The 18,378-nt window shown below is 66.9% G+C and carries 19 protein-coding genes; 7 read left to right on the forward strand and 12 right to left on the reverse strand.

The window, feature by feature from the left end:
- Nucleotides 1-13: 13 nt before the first annotated feature.
- On the reverse strand, nt 14-439 hold the full coding sequence (locus ACSLUQ_RS15095) for a VOC family protein (RefSeq protein ID WP_417771686.1): 426 nt from the start codon (nt 437-439) through the stop codon (nt 14-16).
- 159 nt (nt 440-598) lie between these two features.
- Here ACSLUQ_RS15095 and ACSLUQ_RS15100 point away from each other — a divergent pair, with 159 nt between their 5' ends.
- Nucleotides 599-1,039, forward strand: coding sequence for a MarR family winged helix-turn-helix transcriptional regulator (locus ACSLUQ_RS15100; protein ID WP_461809004.1), 441 nt, complete (start codon nt 599-601; stop codon nt 1,037-1,039).
- A 70-nt stretch (nt 1,040-1,109) separates the two neighbouring features.
- On the opposite strand, the gene ACSLUQ_RS15105 is transcribed toward ACSLUQ_RS15100, so the two are convergent.
- The 4 genes from ACSLUQ_RS15105 to ACSLUQ_RS15120 form a co-directional block, all read right to left on the reverse strand.
- On the reverse strand, nt 1,110-1,619 hold the full coding sequence (locus ACSLUQ_RS15105; RefSeq protein ID WP_417771684.1) for a DUF1178 family protein: 510 nt from the start codon (nt 1,617-1,619) through the stop codon (nt 1,110-1,112).
- Complete coding sequence (locus ACSLUQ_RS15110; RefSeq protein ID WP_461809005.1) at nt 1,616-2,470, reverse strand: carbon-nitrogen hydrolase family protein; 855 nt, start codon at nt 2,468-2,470, stop codon at nt 1,616-1,618. Before ACSLUQ_RS15110 ends, ACSLUQ_RS15105 begins: the two co-directional genes overlap by 4 nt.
- 23 nt (nt 2,471-2,493) lie before the next feature.
- Complete coding sequence (gene grxC, locus ACSLUQ_RS15115; protein WP_417771682.1) at nt 2,494-2,748, reverse strand: glutaredoxin 3; 255 nt, start codon at nt 2,746-2,748, stop codon at nt 2,494-2,496.
- Nucleotides 2,749-2,871: 123 nt separating this feature from the next.
- A complete protein-coding gene (locus ACSLUQ_RS15120; RefSeq protein ID WP_461809006.1) occupies nt 2,872-3,798 on the reverse strand; it encodes a ComF family protein in 927 nt (308 codons plus the stop codon).
- 177 nt (nt 3,799-3,975) lie between these two features.
- On the opposite strand from ACSLUQ_RS15120, the gene ACSLUQ_RS15125 reads away from it, so the two are divergent.
- On the forward strand, nt 3,976-4,902 hold the full coding sequence (locus ACSLUQ_RS15125; protein WP_461809007.1) for a methyltransferase domain-containing protein: 927 nt from the start codon (nt 3,976-3,978) through the stop codon (nt 4,900-4,902).
- A 77-nt stretch (nt 4,903-4,979) separates the two neighbouring features.
- Here the strand turns inward: ACSLUQ_RS15125 and ACSLUQ_RS15130 are convergent, their stop codons facing one another.
- The 5 genes from ACSLUQ_RS15130 to ACSLUQ_RS15150 form a co-directional block, all read right to left on the reverse strand.
- Entirely contained in the window at nt 4,980-5,195 is a 216-nt protein-coding gene (locus ACSLUQ_RS15130; RefSeq protein ID WP_417771679.1) for a Flp family type IVb pilin, read from the reverse strand.
- 54 nt (nt 5,196-5,249) lie between these two features.
- The gene (mutT, locus tag ACSLUQ_RS15135; protein ID WP_417771718.1) at nt 5,250-5,648 is read right to left on the reverse strand and encodes an 8-oxo-dGTP diphosphatase MutT; all 399 of its coding nucleotides are present in this window, start codon (nt 5,646-5,648) and stop codon (nt 5,250-5,252) included.
- A 66-nt stretch (nt 5,649-5,714) separates the two neighbouring features.
- Nucleotides 5,715-6,554 (reverse strand): GNAT family N-acetyltransferase, encoded by an 840-nt coding sequence (locus tag ACSLUQ_RS15140; protein ID WP_461809008.1) that lies wholly within the window; start codon nt 6,552-6,554, stop codon nt 5,715-5,717.
- A complete protein-coding gene (gene argJ, locus ACSLUQ_RS15145) occupies nt 6,551-7,783 on the reverse strand; it encodes a bifunctional glutamate N-acetyltransferase/amino-acid acetyltransferase ArgJ (RefSeq protein WP_461809009.1) in 1,233 nt (410 codons plus the stop codon). Before argJ ends, ACSLUQ_RS15140 begins: the two co-directional genes overlap by 4 nt.
- 263 nt (nt 7,784-8,046) lie before the next feature.
- Nucleotides 8,047-8,946 carry a peptidylprolyl isomerase gene (locus tag ACSLUQ_RS15150; RefSeq protein WP_417771674.1) on the reverse strand — a complete coding sequence of 300 codons (900 nt, stop codon included), beginning with the start codon at nt 8,944-8,946 and terminating at the stop codon, nt 8,047-8,049.
- Between the two features lie 300 nt (nt 8,947-9,246).
- On the opposite strand from ACSLUQ_RS15150, the gene secA reads away from it, so the two are divergent.
- The 5 genes from secA (at nt 9,247) to dctP (ending at nt 16,461) form a co-directional block, all read left to right on the forward strand.
- Nucleotides 9,247-12,030, forward strand: a complete 2,784-nt coding sequence (secA, locus tag ACSLUQ_RS15155; protein WP_417771673.1) for a preprotein translocase subunit SecA — start codon at nt 9,247-9,249, stop codon at nt 12,028-12,030.
- Between the two features lie 95 nt (nt 12,031-12,125).
- Complete coding sequence (locus ACSLUQ_RS15160; RefSeq protein ID WP_461809010.1) at nt 12,126-13,325, forward strand: adenylate/guanylate cyclase domain-containing protein; 1,200 nt, start codon at nt 12,126-12,128, stop codon at nt 13,323-13,325.
- A gap of 203 nt (nt 13,326-13,528) precedes the next feature.
- Nucleotides 13,529-14,032, forward strand: a complete 504-nt coding sequence (locus ACSLUQ_RS15165) for a TRAP transporter small permease subunit (protein WP_417771671.1) — start codon at nt 13,529-13,531, stop codon at nt 14,030-14,032.
- The gene (locus ACSLUQ_RS15170) at nt 14,022-15,347 is read left to right on the forward strand and encodes a TRAP transporter large permease (protein ID WP_417771670.1); all 1,326 of its coding nucleotides are present in this window, start codon (nt 14,022-14,024) and stop codon (nt 15,345-15,347) included. Before ACSLUQ_RS15165 ends, ACSLUQ_RS15170 begins: the two co-directional genes overlap by 11 nt.
- Before the next feature lie 16 nt (nt 15,348-15,363).
- Complete coding sequence (gene dctP, locus ACSLUQ_RS15175; RefSeq protein WP_417771669.1) at nt 15,364-16,461, forward strand: TRAP transporter substrate-binding protein DctP; 1,098 nt, start codon at nt 15,364-15,366, stop codon at nt 16,459-16,461.
- 115 nt (nt 16,462-16,576) lie between these two features.
- Here the strand turns inward: dctP and ACSLUQ_RS15180 are convergent, their stop codons facing one another.
- Together ACSLUQ_RS15180 and ACSLUQ_RS15185 are read right to left on the reverse strand one after the other, a co-directional pair.
- Nucleotides 16,577-17,185: a L,D-transpeptidase gene (locus tag ACSLUQ_RS15180; protein ID WP_461809011.1), complete on the reverse strand. Its 609-nt coding sequence runs from the start codon at nt 17,183-17,185 to the stop codon at nt 16,577-16,579.
- A gap of 103 nt (nt 17,186-17,288) precedes the next feature.
- Nucleotides 17,289-18,215: a sugar kinase gene (locus ACSLUQ_RS15185; protein WP_461809012.1), complete on the reverse strand. Its 927-nt coding sequence runs from the start codon at nt 18,213-18,215 to the stop codon at nt 17,289-17,291.
- Nucleotides 18,216-18,378 lie beyond the last annotated feature (163 nt).

Consider the following 18,378-nt stretch of genomic DNA (forward strand, 5'->3'; position numbering starts at 1 on the left):
CCCTCCTCTTTCCTCAACCCGCAGCACCCATCGCCGCGGTCGCGGCCTCCATGTCCATCCAGACCAGCTCGAAGATATGCCCGTCCGGGTCCTCGTAGCTGCGGCCATACATGAAGCCGTAGTCCTGCACCGGCCCCGGATCCTTGCGCCCGCCCCGAGCGCCGGCGCGTTCGGCGAGTTCGTCCACCTCGCCCCGACTCTCGGCCGAGAAGCAGATCAACACCTGCGCCTGGTGCTTCGCGTCGACGCGATCCTTGTCAGTGAAATCCGCGAACCGCGCGTGGGTCAGCAGCATCAGGTGGATTTCGTCGGAATAGGTCAGCTTCGCTGCTGTCTCGTTGCTGAACATCGGATCCTTCACCGCCCCCATGGCTTCGTGAAAGGCAACCGACCGGTCGAGATCGGCGACCGGCAGGTTCACGAAAATCATCTTCCTCATTTCACCTCTCCTCCCGACGCTGAATGCGCCCCAGCAACCTCGTCACAGCCACGCCCCTGGCGCGCAAAAGCCCCTCAAGATCCTGACTTTCCTGTTGGAAAGAGCCGGATTTAACGAGCGTTCGATTGCTTTTTAGGTTGATATCAACATATTTAGATCATGTCAAAGAAACTTCCGTTCGACGCCACGATCGAGGTGCGCGACAACTGCCTCTGCCTGCACGCGCAACGTGCCGCACGCGCGCTCGCACGGCGGTTTGACGAGGTCCTGCGCCCCTTCGGTCTGACCAACGGCCAGTTCTCTCTGCTGATGTCGCTGAACCGGCCCGAACCGCCGACGCTGGCTCCGGTCGCCCGCCTGCTCGCCATGGACCGCACGACGCTCACCGCCGCGCTGAAACCGCTGGAGCGGCGCGGCCTGCTCACCATCGAGCCCGATCCGAAGGACCGCAGGAGCCGGCGTCTGGCGTTGACGGAAGAGGGACATGCCGCACTGATCGCCGCCCTGCCGGTCTGGCGCGAGACCCATGCGGAAATCGACCGCGAGCTTGCGCCGATGGATCCGGAAGCCTTGCGCCAGGCACTGCGGCGCATCGCCTGAGGCGGCGAGCAATCGAGCCCGAGCCGGCGTCGAGGTCCGGCGAGCAATCGGGAAGAACGCCCGGAAGACGTCAGTTGCGGTCTTCGGGCAGCACGGGAAGCGGCAGAACCTGAATGCCCTCGTCGAGGAGTTCACGCACCTCCTCGCCAGAGGCCGCGCCATAAATGCCCCGCGCCTCCGCCTCGCCGTAGTGGATCTTGCGCGCTTCCTCCGGAAAGGCCGTGCCAACATCGACGGCACTGGCGAGCATCTCCGCCTTGAGCGCCCGCAGTCTGGCGGCAAGATCGGCCGCCTGCGGCCCGCTCGGGGACACCGCGGGCGCTGCAGGTGCTTTCCCCGCGGGCGCATCCACCGACGCACCGGCCTGCGCCATGGGAGCGCGGGAAAGCTGTTCGGCCCGCTCCTCGCGCTTGCGCGCGGTCGCGACCGACGGGGCCATCAGCGCCTTCTCGACCGCCGCGGACCCACAGGCCGGACAAGTAACGAGGCCGCGCTCCTTCTGGCCGTTGAAATCATCGTTGCCGCGAAACCAGCCCTCGAAACCGTGGCCGTTGTCGCAGCGCAAGGAGAACCGGATCACTCGGCCGCCTCCGCTCGCGCGGCGACGACCCGCAACGCGAAGTCGCGCTGGTTGGCAATCGCCGGAATGCGCTGGCGCGCTGCAAGCGCCGCCTCCAGGTCGATCTCGGCGCAAAGATGTCCGGGCGCATCCCCGTCGATCTCGGCGACCACCTTGCCCCAGGGGTCGACGACGAGGCTGTGGCCGTAGGTCTCGCGCCCGTCCTCGTGGACACCGCCCTGCGCGGCGGACAGCACGAAGGCGCCGTTTTCGATGGCCCGCGCCCGCTGCAGCACATGCCAATGCGCCGCACCTGTCTGGCGGGTAAAGGCGGCTGGCGCGGAAAGTGCCAGCGCCCCGGCGCCCGCCTGCATGCGGAAGATCGCCGGGAAGCGGATGTCGTAGCAGATCGCCACGCCAAGCCGCATGCCGGCGAGGTCGATGACAAGCGTCTCCCCGCCCGGCCGATAGGTGGCTGATTCGCGCCAGCTCTCGCCATTGGCGAGGTCGACGTCGAACATGTGGATCTTGTCGTAGCGCGCCAGGATCGCCCCCTCGGGCGAGAACAGGAAGGCCCGGTTGACGGCGCTCTCCTCGCCGGCGCGGATCGCCAGCGAGCCGATGTGCAGGTGAATGCCGAGTTCGGCGGCAAGCGCCGCGAAGGCGGCAACGGAGGTATCCTCCGCCTCGGGGCGGATCTTGGCGAAGAGATCGGAGCGGCTGCGCTCCAGCAGATTGGTCATCTCCGGCGTCTGGACATAGGTCGCCCCGTCCCTCGCCGCGGCGCGGATCATAGCACTCGCGTCGGCGATGTTCGCCGCCACGTCGCGGCCGCTGCGCATCTGGACCAGTCCGGCTGTCAGCTTGCTCATGACAATCTCCGCGTTGTCCCGTCCTATGCGTCCAGCAGCGCTGAGAGCTTGCCGGAACGTTCCAGCGACATCAGTTCGTCGCAGCCGCCCACATGGGTATCGCCGATGAAGATCTGCGGAAAGGTCGCCGCGCCCTTGGTGCGCTGGATCATCTCCTTGCGCATCTGCGGATCGAAGGTCGCGTCATACTCGCGAAACGCGACGCCCTTCTTCTGGAGAAGCGACTTCGCCCGCGTGCAGTACCCGCACATCTGACGCGTATAGATCTCGACCGCCATGGTGTTGTCGTCCCTTGCTGATCCGTGCGACGCGCATCTTTTCGGCCAGTGGCCGGCACGTCGGAAATTGCCTTGCCGGCGATATATTGATCTCCGCGCGGCAAACGCAACCCCCGACGCCGGCTAGCTGATCGGCGCATCCGCCCCGGCATGGGCGAAGGCCAGCACATCGACGCCCGAAGCTCCCGCCCTGAGCAAGGCGCGCGTCGCCGCCTGTACCGTTGCGCCGGTGGTGAAGACATCGTCCACCAGGATCACCCGCCGCGCCGCGATCCGCAACACGCCGGAGGCGCTGACGGCAAAGGCGCCGCGCACATTCGTCGCCCGCGCCTTTGCATCGAGCCCGACCTGCCGTTTCGTCGCGCGCACGCGCTCAAGCAGCGCCGGCGCCACCTCGAGGCCGCTGCGCGCGCCCACTTCGCGGGCCAGCAGTGCCGCCTGGTTGTAGCGTCGGCTCCAGTGGCGCAACCGGTGCAGCGGCACCGGCACCAGCAGCGGCGGCGGCACCCCCTCTTCCCGCTTCAGGAGTTCCGCACCGGCGAGTGCCATCAGCCGCCCCATCATACGCGCCGCCGTCGGGCGGTCGTGATACTTGAGCCGCGACACCAGCGCCCGCGCAGGCCCCTCATAGGCGGCGACCGCCCGCAGCCGGTCGAAGACGGGCGGGTGGGCAATGGCCCGGGGCGACAGGGCGCCTTCACCGAGATCATAGGCGAAGGGCAGCCCGAGCCGCGCGCACCAGGGCGGCGCGAGAAAGGTCATGGCGCTCCAGCACTTCGCGCAAAGGGCCTGATCGGAAGCGACGAGCCGGTCGCAGGCAAGGCAGGTCGGCGGCAGCGCCAGCCGCAAGGCAGCGCCGGCGACACGGGAGGCGACAGCGGCAAACCGGACCAGCGCCGGCCCCGGAGAGAACGGCGCGCGCGCCCGCCCGCCGCCGCGCGTTTCGCTCAGGTGCAGGGCCGCCATCGGATCCGCATCGTCCCCGTGCAGGGAGGGAACGCCGCAGGGGATCCATTCCCTCTCGCTCTCCACTCCTCCCGTCCCGGACATGTGCCTCCCCTTGCCGCCAGATGACCGTTGACCATTGACCATTGACCGTGACCGTCCGGCATGGTTCACCGGCGCGGAACCGTCGCCACGGCGACGATAGCACGGCATAACCACAGGTTGCGATCAGGTTGCACGCACCGCGCGGCCCGACGCAAGCCCACCAGGGAACGATACGCCATGGCCTCGCAGGATCCGACGGCGCCGACGCGGCCCGACCTCTTCGACCGGCCTCTGCTGGCGCAGCGACGCGCCCGCGCCCTGCGCCGCGCCGTCGAGGGAGCGGACTTCCTGCTCGCCCACGCGGTCGCCGATATGGCCGACCGGTTGCTTGCGGTGACCCGCGACTTCTCCACTGCCGTCGATCTTGGCGGCCACACCGGGCGTCTTGCAGGAGTTCTCGCGACACATCCACGCATCGGCCGCGCGCTTCGCGCCGATCTCTTCATCGCGGATCCCAACGTTCCCGGTGCAGATCTCGTCGTCGATGACGCCCTGCCACCCTTTGCCGAGGCGAGCGTCGACCTCATTGCCTCCGCGCTGTCGCTCCATCTGGTCAACGACCTTCCCGGCGCGCTGATCCAGATCCGCCGGTCGCTGAAGCCGGACGGCCTGTTTCTGGCAAGCGTGCTTGGCGGCGACACGCTGTTCGAGCTGAAGGACTGCCTGATGCGGGCGGAGCTGGAGATCTCCGGTGGTGCCGCGCCGCGCGTCGTCCCCTTCGCCGACACGCGTGGGCTGGGGGCGCTGCTGCAACGCGCCGGCTTCGCGCTTCCCGTCGCCGACGTCGACCGGGTCACGGTGCGCTACGACAGCATGTTCGCCCTGATCCGCGACCTGCGGGCCATGGGGGCAACCAACATGCTCGCCGAGCGCGCGCGCACGCCGCTTTCGCGCGCGATCATCGCCCGCGCCGGCGAGATCTACGCAAATGAGCACGCGGACGCCGACGGACGCATCCGCGCCACATTTGACATCGTCTCGCTATCGGGATGGGCGCCGCATGAAAGCCAGCAGAAGCCGCTGAAGCCAGGCTCGGCAAAGGTCAGCCTGGCCGACGCGCTGTCGGCTTTCGATACAAAAGGCAAAGGTGGGAAAGAGGACTGACGCGTCCTGCAGCGGCCGCGCCCGGCGCGGCAACGTCGCGGACGCACGCCTGAGCGCGCCCGCATCCGAAATGATGGTCAGATCGACGCAGCCGCCGAGGCGATGACGCCGAAGACATCATCGTTCAAAACCGTGGCGATGCTGGAGAGCGCGGTGAAGATGGCGAGCGAGATGAGCCCCACGATCAGCGTGTATTCAACGGCCGTCTCGCCGCTCTCGTCGCGCAGGAATGTCCGCACGGTCCCGCTCGAAAGCCCGCTCTGTCCGCCCGAAGCGTCGCGATGAAACTGCATGACCCGGTCCTGTCCCTGACTGCGTCACGCTGGCGGTTTCTCGTTATTTCAGGTCTAGCCCAGATCGATCAGATGCGGAATGAGAGGTTCGTCCGCCGGCGGCATCGGATAGTCCCGAAGCTTCACCGCTCTCACCCATTTGATCGCCTGGCCTTCCCGGCCCGCCACCGTGCCCGACCATCGTCGGCACACATAAAGTGGCATCAGCAAGTGAAAGTCCTCATAAGCGTGGCTCGCGAATGTGAGCGGTGCGAGGCACTCTTTCTTAACCGTGATCCCGAGTTCCTCGGCCAGTTCTCGGATGAGCGCCTCTTCCGGCCGCTCGCCCGGTTCGACCTTTCCGCCCGGGAATTCCCACAGGCCGGCCATCGCCTTGCCCTGCGGTCGCTGGGCAATGAGCACCCGGTTGTCGACATCAAGAAGCGCGCAAGCCGCGACGAGCAGAAGTTTCATGCGTTGACCCCGTTTCGTTTCGGCACGCCTGGCTAAGGTTTCGCTCACCATGACCGCAAACCGCAGTCAGGCGACCTCCGGCGAGCGCACCGGTTTCGCGTCCCCGGCCGGCGGGTGCCGGTAGACATAGTCATAGACATGGGAAAAGCCGAGGCCGGCATAGAGCGCCCGGGCAGGGCCGTTCTCCGCCGTCACCTGCAGCCAGGCGGTGTCCGCGCCGGCCGCCCGGCCGGCTGCGAGGCAGGCCTCGACCAGCCGTGCGCCAAGGCCCTGGCGGCGAGCGCCGGGAGCAACCGCAACATCATAGATACCGAGAAGGCCGCGATCCGCGATCGCCACCGCAACGCCCGAGGCACGCCCCGCCTCATCGCGCGCGACAAGACACACGCGCGGTGAAACCACCCGCGAAAGCGCCGACCCGAGTTGTTCCAGCGCCACCGGCGTCACCGTCTCGGGTCGGGTTCCCCCTGTCTCGGCGAAGGCCGTCAGCCACGAGGCGAGATCCGTTGTCTGGATCGTCGCGCCCGCTGCATCCGCCGCCACGACGCCGCACGCAGGCGCATCCGCGATCCGCCGCGCCCAGACGTCGCTCCGCCCGGCTTGCGGCCAGCCGCGCCGGTCGCAGAGGTCGAGCACCGCCGCAGGCGTCAGCGGCGTGCGGCGCAAATGGAAGGGCACGCCATGACTGGCGAAGAGCGCCTGCGCCGCGGCAAGCCGGTCTCCGGCGTCCGCATCGTCGGATGCGTCGTAGATGTTGAGCGAGTTCACCCGGCGCGCCGGATTTCCCGGCGAAAGACGCAGCATCCAGCGACCATCGAAATGCGCCATGGCGCTTGGAAAGGCGTTGACATTCGCCTCCTCGATGGCCGCGACGAGACCGCCCGGCCAGGCAGTCTCGTGGCTCACGAGCGATAGTCGCCGTTGATCGCGACATATTCCTTGGTGAGATCGCAGGTCCATACGGTCGAGCGTCCCTCGCCGAGGCCGAGGTCGACGCGCACCGGAATGAACTCCTCGCGCATGACCGCCGAGGCGGCTGCCTCCGAATAGTCCGCGTCGCGCTCGCCGTCGACGGCGACGCGCACGTCGCCGAACCAGATCGCCAGCCGGTCACGGTCGGCCGGCTCGCCTGCCTTGCCGACGGCCATGACGATGCGGCCCCAGTTGGCGTCCTCGCCGGCGACCGCCGTCTTGACCAGTGGCGAATTGGCGATGGAAAAGCCGATACGCCGCGCCGACGCGTCGCTTTCGGCACCCGTCACGGTAATCTCGACGAACTTGCGCGCACCCTCGCCGTCCTTGACGATCATCTGTGCCAGTTCGCGCATCAGATCGCCAAGCGCGACCTTGAAGTCGGCCAGCCGCGGATCGTCGGCGCTTTCGATGCGCGCCCCACCGGCAGCCCCGGTGGCGAACAGCAGGACCGTATCGGAGGTCGAGGTGTCACCATCGATGGTGATGGCGTTGAACGTGTCACCGACCGTGCCCGACAGCAGCGCCTGAAGCGCGGGTGCCGAAATCGCGGCGTCGGTGACCAGGAAGGACAGCATCGTCGCCATGTCGGGCGCGATCATGCCCGCTCCCTTGGCGATGCCGTTCAGCACCACATCCGTGTCGCCCACCTTCACCTGGCGGCTCACCGCCTTGGGATAGGTGTCGGTGGTCATGATCGCCCGGGCCGCCTCCTGCCAGCTTCCGGCCGTCGCGGCGCCGGCGAGCCTGTCGACCACGCCGGAAAACCGCTCCGCCGGCAGCGGCTCGCCGATGACGCCGGTCGAAGCGAGGAACACCTCGCCGGGCGCACAGCCCGCGGCGGCGGCGGCCAGGCGCGCCGACAATTCCGTCGCTTCCTTGCCCTTCCTGCCGGTGAAGGCATTGGCATTGCCGGAGTTGACAAGCAGCGCGCGGGCGCGCCCGCCCTTCAGGCTGTCGCGACACCAGTCGACGGCAGCCGAGGGGCAGCGCGAGCGGGTGAAGACGCCAGCGACATCCGCGCCGGCATCAAAGAGCATCATCAGCACGTCCGTGCGCCCGGCATACTTGATGCCGGCCTGCGCGGTCGCGAAGCGCACGCCGCCGACCTCCGGCAGTTCGGGATAGGATTTCGGCGCGAGTGGCGAGACGGCGCTGGACATCGGGCACTCTCCTGAAGTGCTGGGGGAAAATCGATCCGGGCGAGCCTTGCCCGAACCCCCGCCGCGACGCAAGTCCTAACGCCCGGCGACGCACCGCTCGGGATGGATGAAGGAAAAGAACCGACCGTAGAGGAACGGGATCAGCCTCGCCTGGTGTCGGCTGCTGACCGGACGGCTGGACATGGAAACGGCCGCCGTGAAGGCGGCCGTCTCGCTGTTCGTGGAAAGCTGGCGAGCCTGAAGGCAGGCCCGGGGCCGTCCGCTCAGTCGGCCTTGGGCGCTTCGGGCGTCTCGCCGGCCTTGGTCGCATCTTCCGCCTTGGCCGGGTCCTCGGCCGGAGCGATGATCTCGATCTTGGTCTTCGCCTTGAGGTCTTCCATCAGCGCGGCGTAGCGCTCGCGCAGCAGATCCTGACGGATCCGCTCGCTCACCGCGTCCAGCTCCGGCGCGGCCTGCTTGCGGGCATCCTCGACCTTGATCACATGCCAGCCGAACTGGGTCTCCACCGGCTCTTCGGTGAACTTGCCGACTTCCAGGTTGAAGGCCGCATCCTCGAATTCCTTGACCATCCGGCCCTTGGTGAAATAGCCGAGATCGCCGCCGTTGGGACCCGATGGGCCGGTCGACTTCTCCTTGGCCAGTTCCTCGAAGTTGCCGCCGTCCTTGAGCGCCTTGATGACCTCCTCGGCCTCCTCCTTGGTCTTCAGCAGGATATGGCGCGCATGACGCTCCTCCTCGCCGACGTAGTTGGAGAATTCCTTGTCATAGGCAGCCTTGACGTCCGCCTCGGTGACCTTCTGCTCCACTTCGCGCGCCAGATAGGCGTTGCGCAGGGCACGGGTCTTGAGGAATTCGAGCTGACGCTCGAAGTCGGGCTCCTTGTCGATGCCGGCCGCGCGCGCCGCATTGGCCATCACTTGCATGTCGACCATCACGTCGGTCAGCACCGGGCGCCACTGGGTCGGCGGAACCTGGCGCAGCTGGTCGGCGAAGTCGCGCGAGGCGAAGGCGAGATCGGCTTCGGTGATCGTCGTGTCGCCGACCTTGGCGACAGCATCGCCCGGATCCTGTGCATGCGCGATGCCCGCGACGCCGATGAACAGGGCCGTCATGACGCCGCCAAGCAGGGCCTTGCCGCGTGCTGCGCTAAGATGAAATGTCATTCTCTCTCCTTCCGCTCCATGATCGCGGTCCGCTCGGGTGGTGAGGTCGCGAAGGGCCCGGATCGCGTCGCCGGCACACTGGCGCAAAAGACGCGGCGTTGACAACCTTCGGACCCCCTCTTATCTGTCGAACGGCCCGGCCGTGCGGCCGGCCGACCCCTTTTGTCGAGCGTGCGTCCCTCTCCCTTCGCAATGCGGCGGATCTGAGGCCGGCACGCGCCCGTATCGTCAATATGATCAGTGGATCGTCGCCTGCGCTGACTATCGGGCGGCTGCCCAGTCAAGGATAAGGACCGCCACATGGCCGGCCTCGGCGCAATCGCCAGAAAGCTCTTCGGAACCGCGAACGATCGTCGCGTCAAGCAACTGCGGAACCGGGTTGCGGCCATCAACGCGCTGGAGGACGATCTTCGCAAGCTCAGCGACGACGAACTGCGCGACCGCACCCGCGTCTTCCGCGAGGAACTGAGCGCGGGCAAAAAGCTCGACACCCTCCTGGAACCCGCCTTCGCCACCGTCCGGGAGGCGGCGCGCCGCGTCCTCGGCCAGCGTCACTACGACGTTCAGCTCATCGGCGGCATGGTTCTCGACGCGGGCCAGATCTCGGAGATGCGCACCGGCGAGGGCAAGACGCTCGTCGCCACGCTCGCCGTCTACCTGAACGCCCTGGAGGGCAAGGGCGTCCACGTCGTCACGGTCAACGACTATCTCGCCTCGCGCGACGCCGACTGGATGGGCCGCATCTACCGCTTCCTCGGCCTGACCACGGGCGTCATTGTCCACGGGTTGACCGACGAGGAGCGCCGCGAGGCCTATGCCGCGGACGTGACCTACGGCACCAACAACGAGTTCGGCTTCGACTACCTGCGCGACAACATGAAGTACGAGCGCGGCTCGATGGTGCAGCGCGGGCATCACTTCGCGATCGTCGACGAGGTCGACTCGATCCTCATCGACGAGGCGCGCACGCCGCTGATCATCTCCGGCCCGCTCGAGGACCGCAGCGAGTTCTACAACACCATCGACGCCTTCATCCCGGCGCTCGAGGCGGGCGACTTCGAGCTGGACGAGAAGCAGCGTTCGGCGAGCTTCACCGAAGCCGGCAACGAGAAGCTCGAGACGCTGCTGCGCGAGGCCGGCCTGCTCAAGGGCGAGGGCCTCTACGATCTGGAGAACGTCTCCGTCGTTCACCACCTGCAGCAGGCGCTGAAGGCGCACAAGCTTTTCCAGCGTGACAAGGACTACATCGTGCGCAACCGGGAGGTCGTCATCATCGACGAGTTCACCGGCCGCATGATGCCGGGCCGACGCTACTCCGAGGGCCTGCACCAGGCGCTGGAGGCCAAGGAGAAGGTACAGATCCAGCCCGAGAACCAGACGCTGGCATCGATCACCTTCCAGAACTACTTCCGCCTCTATGACAAGCTCGCCGGCATGACCGGCACCGCCGACACCGAGGCCGAGGAGTTCGCCAACATCTACGGGCTCGAGGTCGTCGACATCCCGACCAACCTGCCCGTCCGCCGCATCGACGACGACGACGAGGTCTATCGCTCGGTCGCGGAGAAATACGACGCCATCGTCGAGCTCATCGACGACTGCAAGACGCGCGGCCAGCCCGTGCTCGTCGGCACCACCTCGATCGAGAAGTCGGAACTGCTCGCCACCCGCTTGCGGGAGGCCGGCTACAAGCAGGTCGACGTCAACGATCTGAACGCCTTCGAGCCGTTGTTCTCCGCCGGTGGTGCCACCACGGCGAAGATCTTCGCCGTGCTCAACGCCCGCTACCACGAGCAGGAAGCGACGATCATCTCGCAGGCCGGCCTGCCCGGCGCCGTGACCATCGCCACCAACATGGCCGGCCGCGGCACCGACATCCAGCTCGGCGGCAACTCCGAGATGCGCTTCGCCCGCGAGCTCGGCGACATGCCCGAGGGGCCGGAGCGCACCGAGAAAGAGGCCGCGATCCTCGCCGACATCGAGGAACGCAAGACGATGGCCAAGGAGGCCGGCGGCCTCTATGTCATCGGCACAGAGCGCCACGAGAGCCGGCGCATCGACAACCAGCTGCGCGGTCGCTCCGGCCGCCAGGGCGATCCCGGACATTCCAAGTTCTTCCTGTCGCTTCAGGACGATCTGATGCGCATCTTCGGCTCCGACCGAATGGAAGGCATGCTGCAGAAGCTCGGTCTCAAGGATGGCGAGGCGATCGTCCATCCCTGGATCAACCGGGCCCTGGCCAAGGCACAGCAGAAGGTCGAGGCGCGCAACTTCGACATCCGCAAGAACCTGCTGAAGTTCGACGACGTCATGAACGACCAGCGCAAGGTCGTGTTCGAGCAGCGCATCGACCTCATGGACGGCGAGGCGGTGGCCGAAACCGTCACCGACATGCGCCACGATGTCATCGAGGAAATGGTCGCCCGCCACATTCCCGAGCGGGCCTATCCCGAGCAGTGGGACACGGAAGGCCTTGAGGCGGAGGTGCGCCAGTATCTCGCTCTCGAGCTGCCGGTGGTCGACTGGGCCAAGGAGGAAGGCATCGCCGGCGAGGAGGTCATCGAGCGCCTCAAGACGGCGGCCGACGAGGCCATGGCCCGCAAGGTCGGCCAGTATTCCCCGCAGATCATGCGCCAGGTGGAGAAGGCGGTCCTTCTCCAGACCCTCGACCACCTGTGGCGCGAGCATCTGGCCAATCTCGACCACCTGCGGTCGGTCGTCGGCTTCCGCGGCTACGCCCAGCGCGATCCGCTGCAGGAGTACAAGACCGAGGCCTTCACGCTGTTCGAGGTGATGCTCGCGAACCTGCGCCAGGCGACCACTGCCCAGCTCATGCGCGTGGAGCTCGTCCAGGAGGAGGCGCCGTCGCTGCCCTCCGACAGCGACCTGCCGCAAATGCACGCCGAACACCGCGACCCGCTCACCGGCGAGAACGAGTTCGACGAGGGCAATGCCGCCGGGACGGCACCGGGCGGACCGCGCGACCCGAACGTCCCCTCGACGTGGGGCAAGGTCGGCCGCAACGAAGCCTGCCCGTGCGGATCGGGCAAGAAGTACAAGCACTGCCACGGCGCGCTCACCTGAGCGCGCCCGAGGGGCGACGCGGGGCGCGCGCAGGATCGCGGCCCGCGTCCGATTGAACTGATGCGCGCCCGGCAGACGTCTGAAAGGCAATTGCAGTGCGCACCAACCCCGAACTCGAACGGATAGAGGACTGGCTGATCCGCGAGGCCCTCGGCAGCCCGGACATGACAGCCATGTTCTCCGGCACCTGCGAGCGTCTCGTCGCGGCCGGCATCCCCATTGCCCGCGCCAATCTGGCCTGGTCGACGCTGCACCCGCTGGTCAATGCCGAGGCGGTGCTGTGGGTGGCCGGCGAGGACGCCCTCTTCGAGCAGTACCCGCATGACCGGGAAGACGAGGAGGACTGGCTGCAAAGCCCCATCCGCGCCATGCTGATGACCGGTGAGGACAGGCTGCGTCGCCAACTCGCCTCGGGCAACTCGGATCCCGGCTTCCCCATGCTGCGCCGCCTGCGCGACGAGGGCTACACCGACTACATCATCCTGCGAACGCCCTTTGACCTGCCCACCACCAGCGAGGTCGGCCCAACGGGCATGATGGTGAGCTGGGCGACGCGCGCGCCGGGGGGCTTCGATACCCGGACGATCGACCAGATCGACTATCTTCAGATCCGCCTCGCGCTCGCCGCAAGGGCCACGATCCAGACCCGCATCGCCCACACGATCGCCGAGACCTATCTCGGCCGCCATGCCGGCCGGCGTGTCCTGTCCGGCTCGATTCGCCACGGCGACGGCGAACGGCTGGACGCCGTGATCTTCTATTCGGACCTGCGCGGTTCCACGGCCCTTGCCGACAGCCTGTCGGAAGACGCCTATCTCGCCCATCTCAACGCCTATTTCGACGCGGCGGCCGGCGCGGTGATCGCCGCAGGCGGTGATGTGCTGGACTTCATCGGCGACGCGATCCTGGCCGTCTTTCCCATTGACGAAGACGGACTCGATGCAGCCTCCCTGCGCGCCCTCGAGGCGGCGGAACACGCCCTCGCCCGGCTCGAAGCGGCCCGCGCCCTGACCCCGTATCCGCTCCATTGCGGCATCGCGCTGACCTGCGGCGAGGTGATGTTCGGCAACATCGGCGTCGCCGACAGGCTGACCTTCTCGGTAATCGGCCGCACCGTGAACGCCGCCGCGCGCATCGAGGCGATGACCAAGCACCTGGCGACACCCGTTCTGGTGACCTCGGAAGTTGCCGCTGCGGCCCCCTCGGCCTTCCTGCCCAAAGGCAGCTACACGCTTGCCGGCTTCGGTGCCGAGGTGGAACTTTTCGCCCCTCGGGCAACGTCCCAGCGCCCCTGAACCGACGCCCCGCGCACGCCACCTCGCGCACAGGTCGAACAGCCGTTCGGCAGCGCAACCTGACGACGTGTTCATATTTTTGTTATTCACCCGCAAGCCTTTACGAACGTTACGTCACTTGCCATCACGTCAGCACAGCTCAACACTTGGCCTTGTCACGCGCGACGGCGCCAGACATGATCGGAATGGTTGAGGGAGGATCCATGCTGTTTCGTGCCATAGACGGTTTGAACGAGGTGGTGGGGCGTGTCGTTAGCGTTCTTGCCATCATCTTCGCCGCGATCATCATTTACGACGTCGTCATGCGCTACGCGCTGAACGCCCCGACCCGCTGGGCGTTCGACGTGACGAAGCAATTGTTCGGCTTCTATTTCATCCTGCTCGGCGGCTACGCCCTGCGCCATCAGGCGCACGTACGGGTCGACCTGATCACCGCCGCGCTGAAACCCCGTGCGCGGCGCATCGTCGAGGCCGCCGGCTACCCGATCTTCTTCTTTCCCTTCGCCTGGGTCTTCTTCGACCAGTCCTGGATCTTCGCCGAGCGCTCGTGGAGCCAGGGCGAGACCACCTACGGCTCCATCCAGCTTCCGGTCTATCCGCTCAAGATCGCCATGTGCGTGGCGGCGGGCCTGCTGCTGCTGCAAGGCATCTCCGAATTCCTCAAGCTGGTCCTGAACCGGGAAGACCCTGCACGCCATGACGCCTGAGATCATCGCAGCCGCCATGTTCGCCATGCTCCTGCTGGGGCTGTTCATGGGGCATCCGCTCGCCTTCGTCCTCGGCGGTGCCGCGGTCGCGGGCACCCTTCTCGCCGGCAAGCCCATGCTTCTGGGCATCATCGTCAACCGCATCTACGGCGACGTGCTCGACAACTACACGCTGATCGCCATTCCGCTCTTCGTGCTGATGGCGCGGTTCCTGTCCGATTCGGGCGTCACGGACCGAATGTTCGAGACGCTGCGCCTGCTGATGTCCGGCATTCGCGGTGGCCTGGCGCTGGCGGTGGTGTTCATCTCCATCCTGCTGGCCGCCACCACCGGCATCATCGGCGCCTCGATCACCGTCATGGGTGTCATGGCGCTGCGGCCGATGCTGCAATATGGCTACAGCCCGCGGCTGACGACCGGCGTCATCGCCTCGTCCGGCTGCCTCGGCATCCTCATCCCGCCGTCGATCATGCTCATCCTGATGGCGAGCTATTCGCCGCTATCGGTGGGCGAGCTTTTCGCCGGCTCCATGGTGCCGGGCATCCTGCTTGGCTTCCTCTATGCCGGCTATGTCGCGCTGATCGCCATCCTGCGTCCCGATCTCGCGCCCTCCGTCGAGCCTGACGAGAAGGTCGGGCGCGGCGAGTTGCTGCGGCTGCTGGCGCTTGAGGCGGCGCCGCCGCTGGTGCTGATTCTCGGCATCCTCGGCAGCCTGCTTGCCGGCATCGCCACGGCGACGGAAGCCTCCGCCATCGGTGCGGCGCTGGCGCTCGCCATCGTCGTCCTGCGCGGCAGGTTCCAGATGAAGACCTTCTACGGCGCCCTGATCGAGACGGGCCGCACCTCGGCGATGATCCTGTTCATCGTCATCGGCGCCACCGCCTTCACCGGCGTCTTCAACATCACCGGCGGCCTGCGCGCGGTGCAGGAGATCATCCGCAGCCTCGACATGGAACCCTGGCTGCTGATCACCATGATGATGGCGATCGTCTTCCTGCTCGGCGCCTTCCTCGACTGGACCGGCATCGTGCTCCTGTCCTTCCCGATCTTCCTGCCGATCGTGCAGGAGATGGACGTGAGCCTGCTGTGGTTCGTCGTGCTGATGGCGGTGGTCCTGCAGACCTCGTTCCTGACACCCCCATTCGGCTACGCGCTGTTCTACTTGCGGGCGATAGCCCCACGCAGCGTGTCGACAGCCGACATCATCATCGGCGTTCTGCCCTTCGTCGGGCTGATCGTGCTGATGTGCATCCTCGTCGCCCTGGTGCCCGATCTGGTCACCTGGCTGCCGAGTGTTCTTTATGCAAGCAACTAGACGGGAGGAGACGTCAATGCTGAAGACATCCCTGAAATACGCCGCAAGCATCGCCGTACTGGCGACGATGGCCGGTCCGGCGCTGGCCGCCGAGACCTGGACGATGACGAGCACCTGGCCGTCGTCGCTGGAGCTGATCGAGACCGACAAGCACTTCGTCGAACTCGCCAACAAGCTCACCGGCGGCGATCTGAAGATCGACTTCTACGAAGGCGGCAGCCTTGTTCCCGCTGGCGAGGTCTTCGGCGCGGTCGAATCCGGCACGATCCAGGCCGGCGGCGACTGGCCCGGCTACTGGGCCGGCCGCGACCCGGCGTTCTCGCCGCTGTCCACCACCGCCAGCCTGTTCAACGCCGTCGACTATGTGAACTGGATCAAGCAGTGGGGCGGCGACGCGCTCTACATGGAAACCTACGGCAAGTTCGGCATGGTCTACCTGCCCTATGGCGTGACCAACAATGAATCCGGCTTCCGCAGCAACACCCCGATCCGCAACCTTGAAGACCTGAAGGGCAAGCGCCTGCGCCTGTCCGGCCTCGAGCAGGGCCGTCTTCTGGAGAAGCTCGGCGGTAGCCAGGTTTCCATGGCCGGCGGCGAAATCTACCAGTCGCTAGAGCGCGGCGTCATCGACGGGGCGGAGTTCTCCACCCCCAACGTCGACTATTCCGGCGGCTTCCAGCAGGTGACCAAATACTGGTCGACACCGGGCTGGCATCAGTCGGCCTCGGTCTTCGGCGTGATGATCAACAAGGCCTCCTGGGACGCACTGACGCCCGAGACGCAGGAAAAGCTGAAGATCGCAGCCGACGCCACCCTGCTCTGGTCGCTCGCCTTCACCGAGAAGCGCGCCAACGAGGCCTACGGCAAGTTCAAGGAAGCCGGCATCGAGATCACCCGCATGGATGACGAGACGCTGGCCAAGATCCAGGAAATGGCCAACGAGGTGATCGTCGAGACCGCCTGCGAAACGCCGTCCTCGGCCAAGGTGTATCTCAGCCAGCTCTCCTATCTGGCGGACTACAGCGGCTGGCGCGAGGCCTCGGCCCCCTTCAATCTCGGCCGCACGCCGAACGGCCCGGACATCGAGAAGATCCGCGCCTGCGCCGAGAAGTAAGCAGCGTCCTGCCGCGGAACGATCCGCCGGCAGGGCATGCGCCCACGCAAAACGGGAAAAGCCGGCCCATGGCCGGCTTTTCTTGTCTTCGATCACCTGAACCGGAAGCCCGCCGTTACTGGCGCACCACCACCGTCGCGCCGACGTTGACGCGCTCATAGAGGTCTTCGACGTCCTCGTTCAGCATGCGGATGCAGCCGGAGGACACCGCCTGGCCGATGGACCAGTCCTCGTTGGTGCCGTGGATCCGGTATTCGGTCGACCCCAGATAGAGCGCGCGCGCACCCATCGGGTTCTTCGGCCCGCCCGGCATGTGGGCCGGCAGCTTGCGGCCCTTCTTGCGCTCGCGCACGATCATCTCCGGCGGCGGCGTCCAACCCGGCCACTTGGCCTTGCGCGTCACCTTCTCCGCCCCCGACCAGCCGAAGCCCTCGCGTCCGACGCCGATGCCATAGCGCATCGCCTTGCCACCCGGCATGACGTAGTAGAGGTAGCGCTCACGCGTATCGACCACCACAGAGCCCGGCTTCTGCTGGGTGCGGTAGCCGACCACGGTGCGCTTGTATTTCGCCCGCGCGATCTTGCCGGCGGCTTCCGGCGTGATGCGGTATTCCTGCCAGCTCCGGCTGACCGGATCGTAATAGCGCCCGGTCTGCGCCTCGGCCGCGCCAGCGGCCACGGCAAGCGCCATCACCGCGCCTGCAAGTCCTGCCCAAAATCGCATGTTCGCTCCTCGTCGCCCGCACCGGCCCGCCTGCGCGCAACAGTCCCCGGAAGATCCGGGCCGGCCATCCTGCGGAAAATGCATGACGCGAATTTACATCGGGCTAACGCCCGGCGCCGCTCCTGCTTTCGAGCAGCGCAAGGACGGCGTCGCGCTGTGGCAGCGGCGCAACAGCACCGAAGCCGCAAACCGCCAGCGCCGCCGCCGCATTGGCGTGATGCGCCGCCGACAGGCCATCCCCCGTCCTGAGGAACTCCGCCAGGAACGCCCCGTCGAAGGCATCGCCCGCCCCGGTTGCGTCAAGCGCCTCGACCGGATGCGGCGCGATACGCGTGCGCGCGCTTTCGCCGGCGTAGAAAACCCCGTCGGCGCCGAGCGTCAGCGCCACGTGCTTCGCGCCGAGCGCCAGATAATGGTCCGCGATTTCCTCCGGCCTCGTCAGTCCGGTCAAGAGCCGCGCGTCGTCGAGACCGGGAAGCAGGATGTCGGACATGGCCGCCGTCGCCTCGACAACCGCCCGGGCACGGGCCAGCGGCCACAACTTGAGCCGCAGGTTGGTGTCGTAGGAAACCAGCCCGCCGGCCTTGCGCACGATGTCGATCGCCTCGAACACCGTGTCGCAGGCGGTTTCGGAGATCGCCTGGCTGATCGCCGAGACATGCAGCACCTTCGCCTGCTCCAACACCGCGCGCGGCAGGTCGGCGGGGCGCATCAGGCTCGCGGCCGAGCCCGTGCGCCGGTACGAAAAGACATGCCCCTGCGCCCCGTGGGTGACGAAATAGAGGCCCGTCGGCGCGTTCTCCATGCGGATCACGCCCCGCGTGTCGACGCCTTCCGCGCGCCAGAGATCGTCGAACAGATCGCCGAAAACATCCGTTCCCGTCGCGCTGAGATAGCCGACGGAAGCGCCCTGCCGCGCTGCCGCGATGGCCGCGTTCGATGTGTCCCCGCCAAAGCCCTGCACATAGCTGCCGCCCGGCGTCGTCTGGTTGAACTCGATCATCGGCTCGCCGAGGCACAAAAGCTCCATCGGATCCGGCACTCCCATTGCTTTCAGACGTTCGGCGCATCGCGCGCACACGCCATTTCAATCGATTTAGTTTCCCATGCGACGCCATTCTCCTGCTGTCAAGGGTACAGCCGGCCGGCGTTGCCGCACCAGGGCTCTCGCCAGCGCTGTCTTGCCGTGCGAC

This window comes from Stappia sp. ICDLI1TA098 (genome assembly GCF_054880955.1).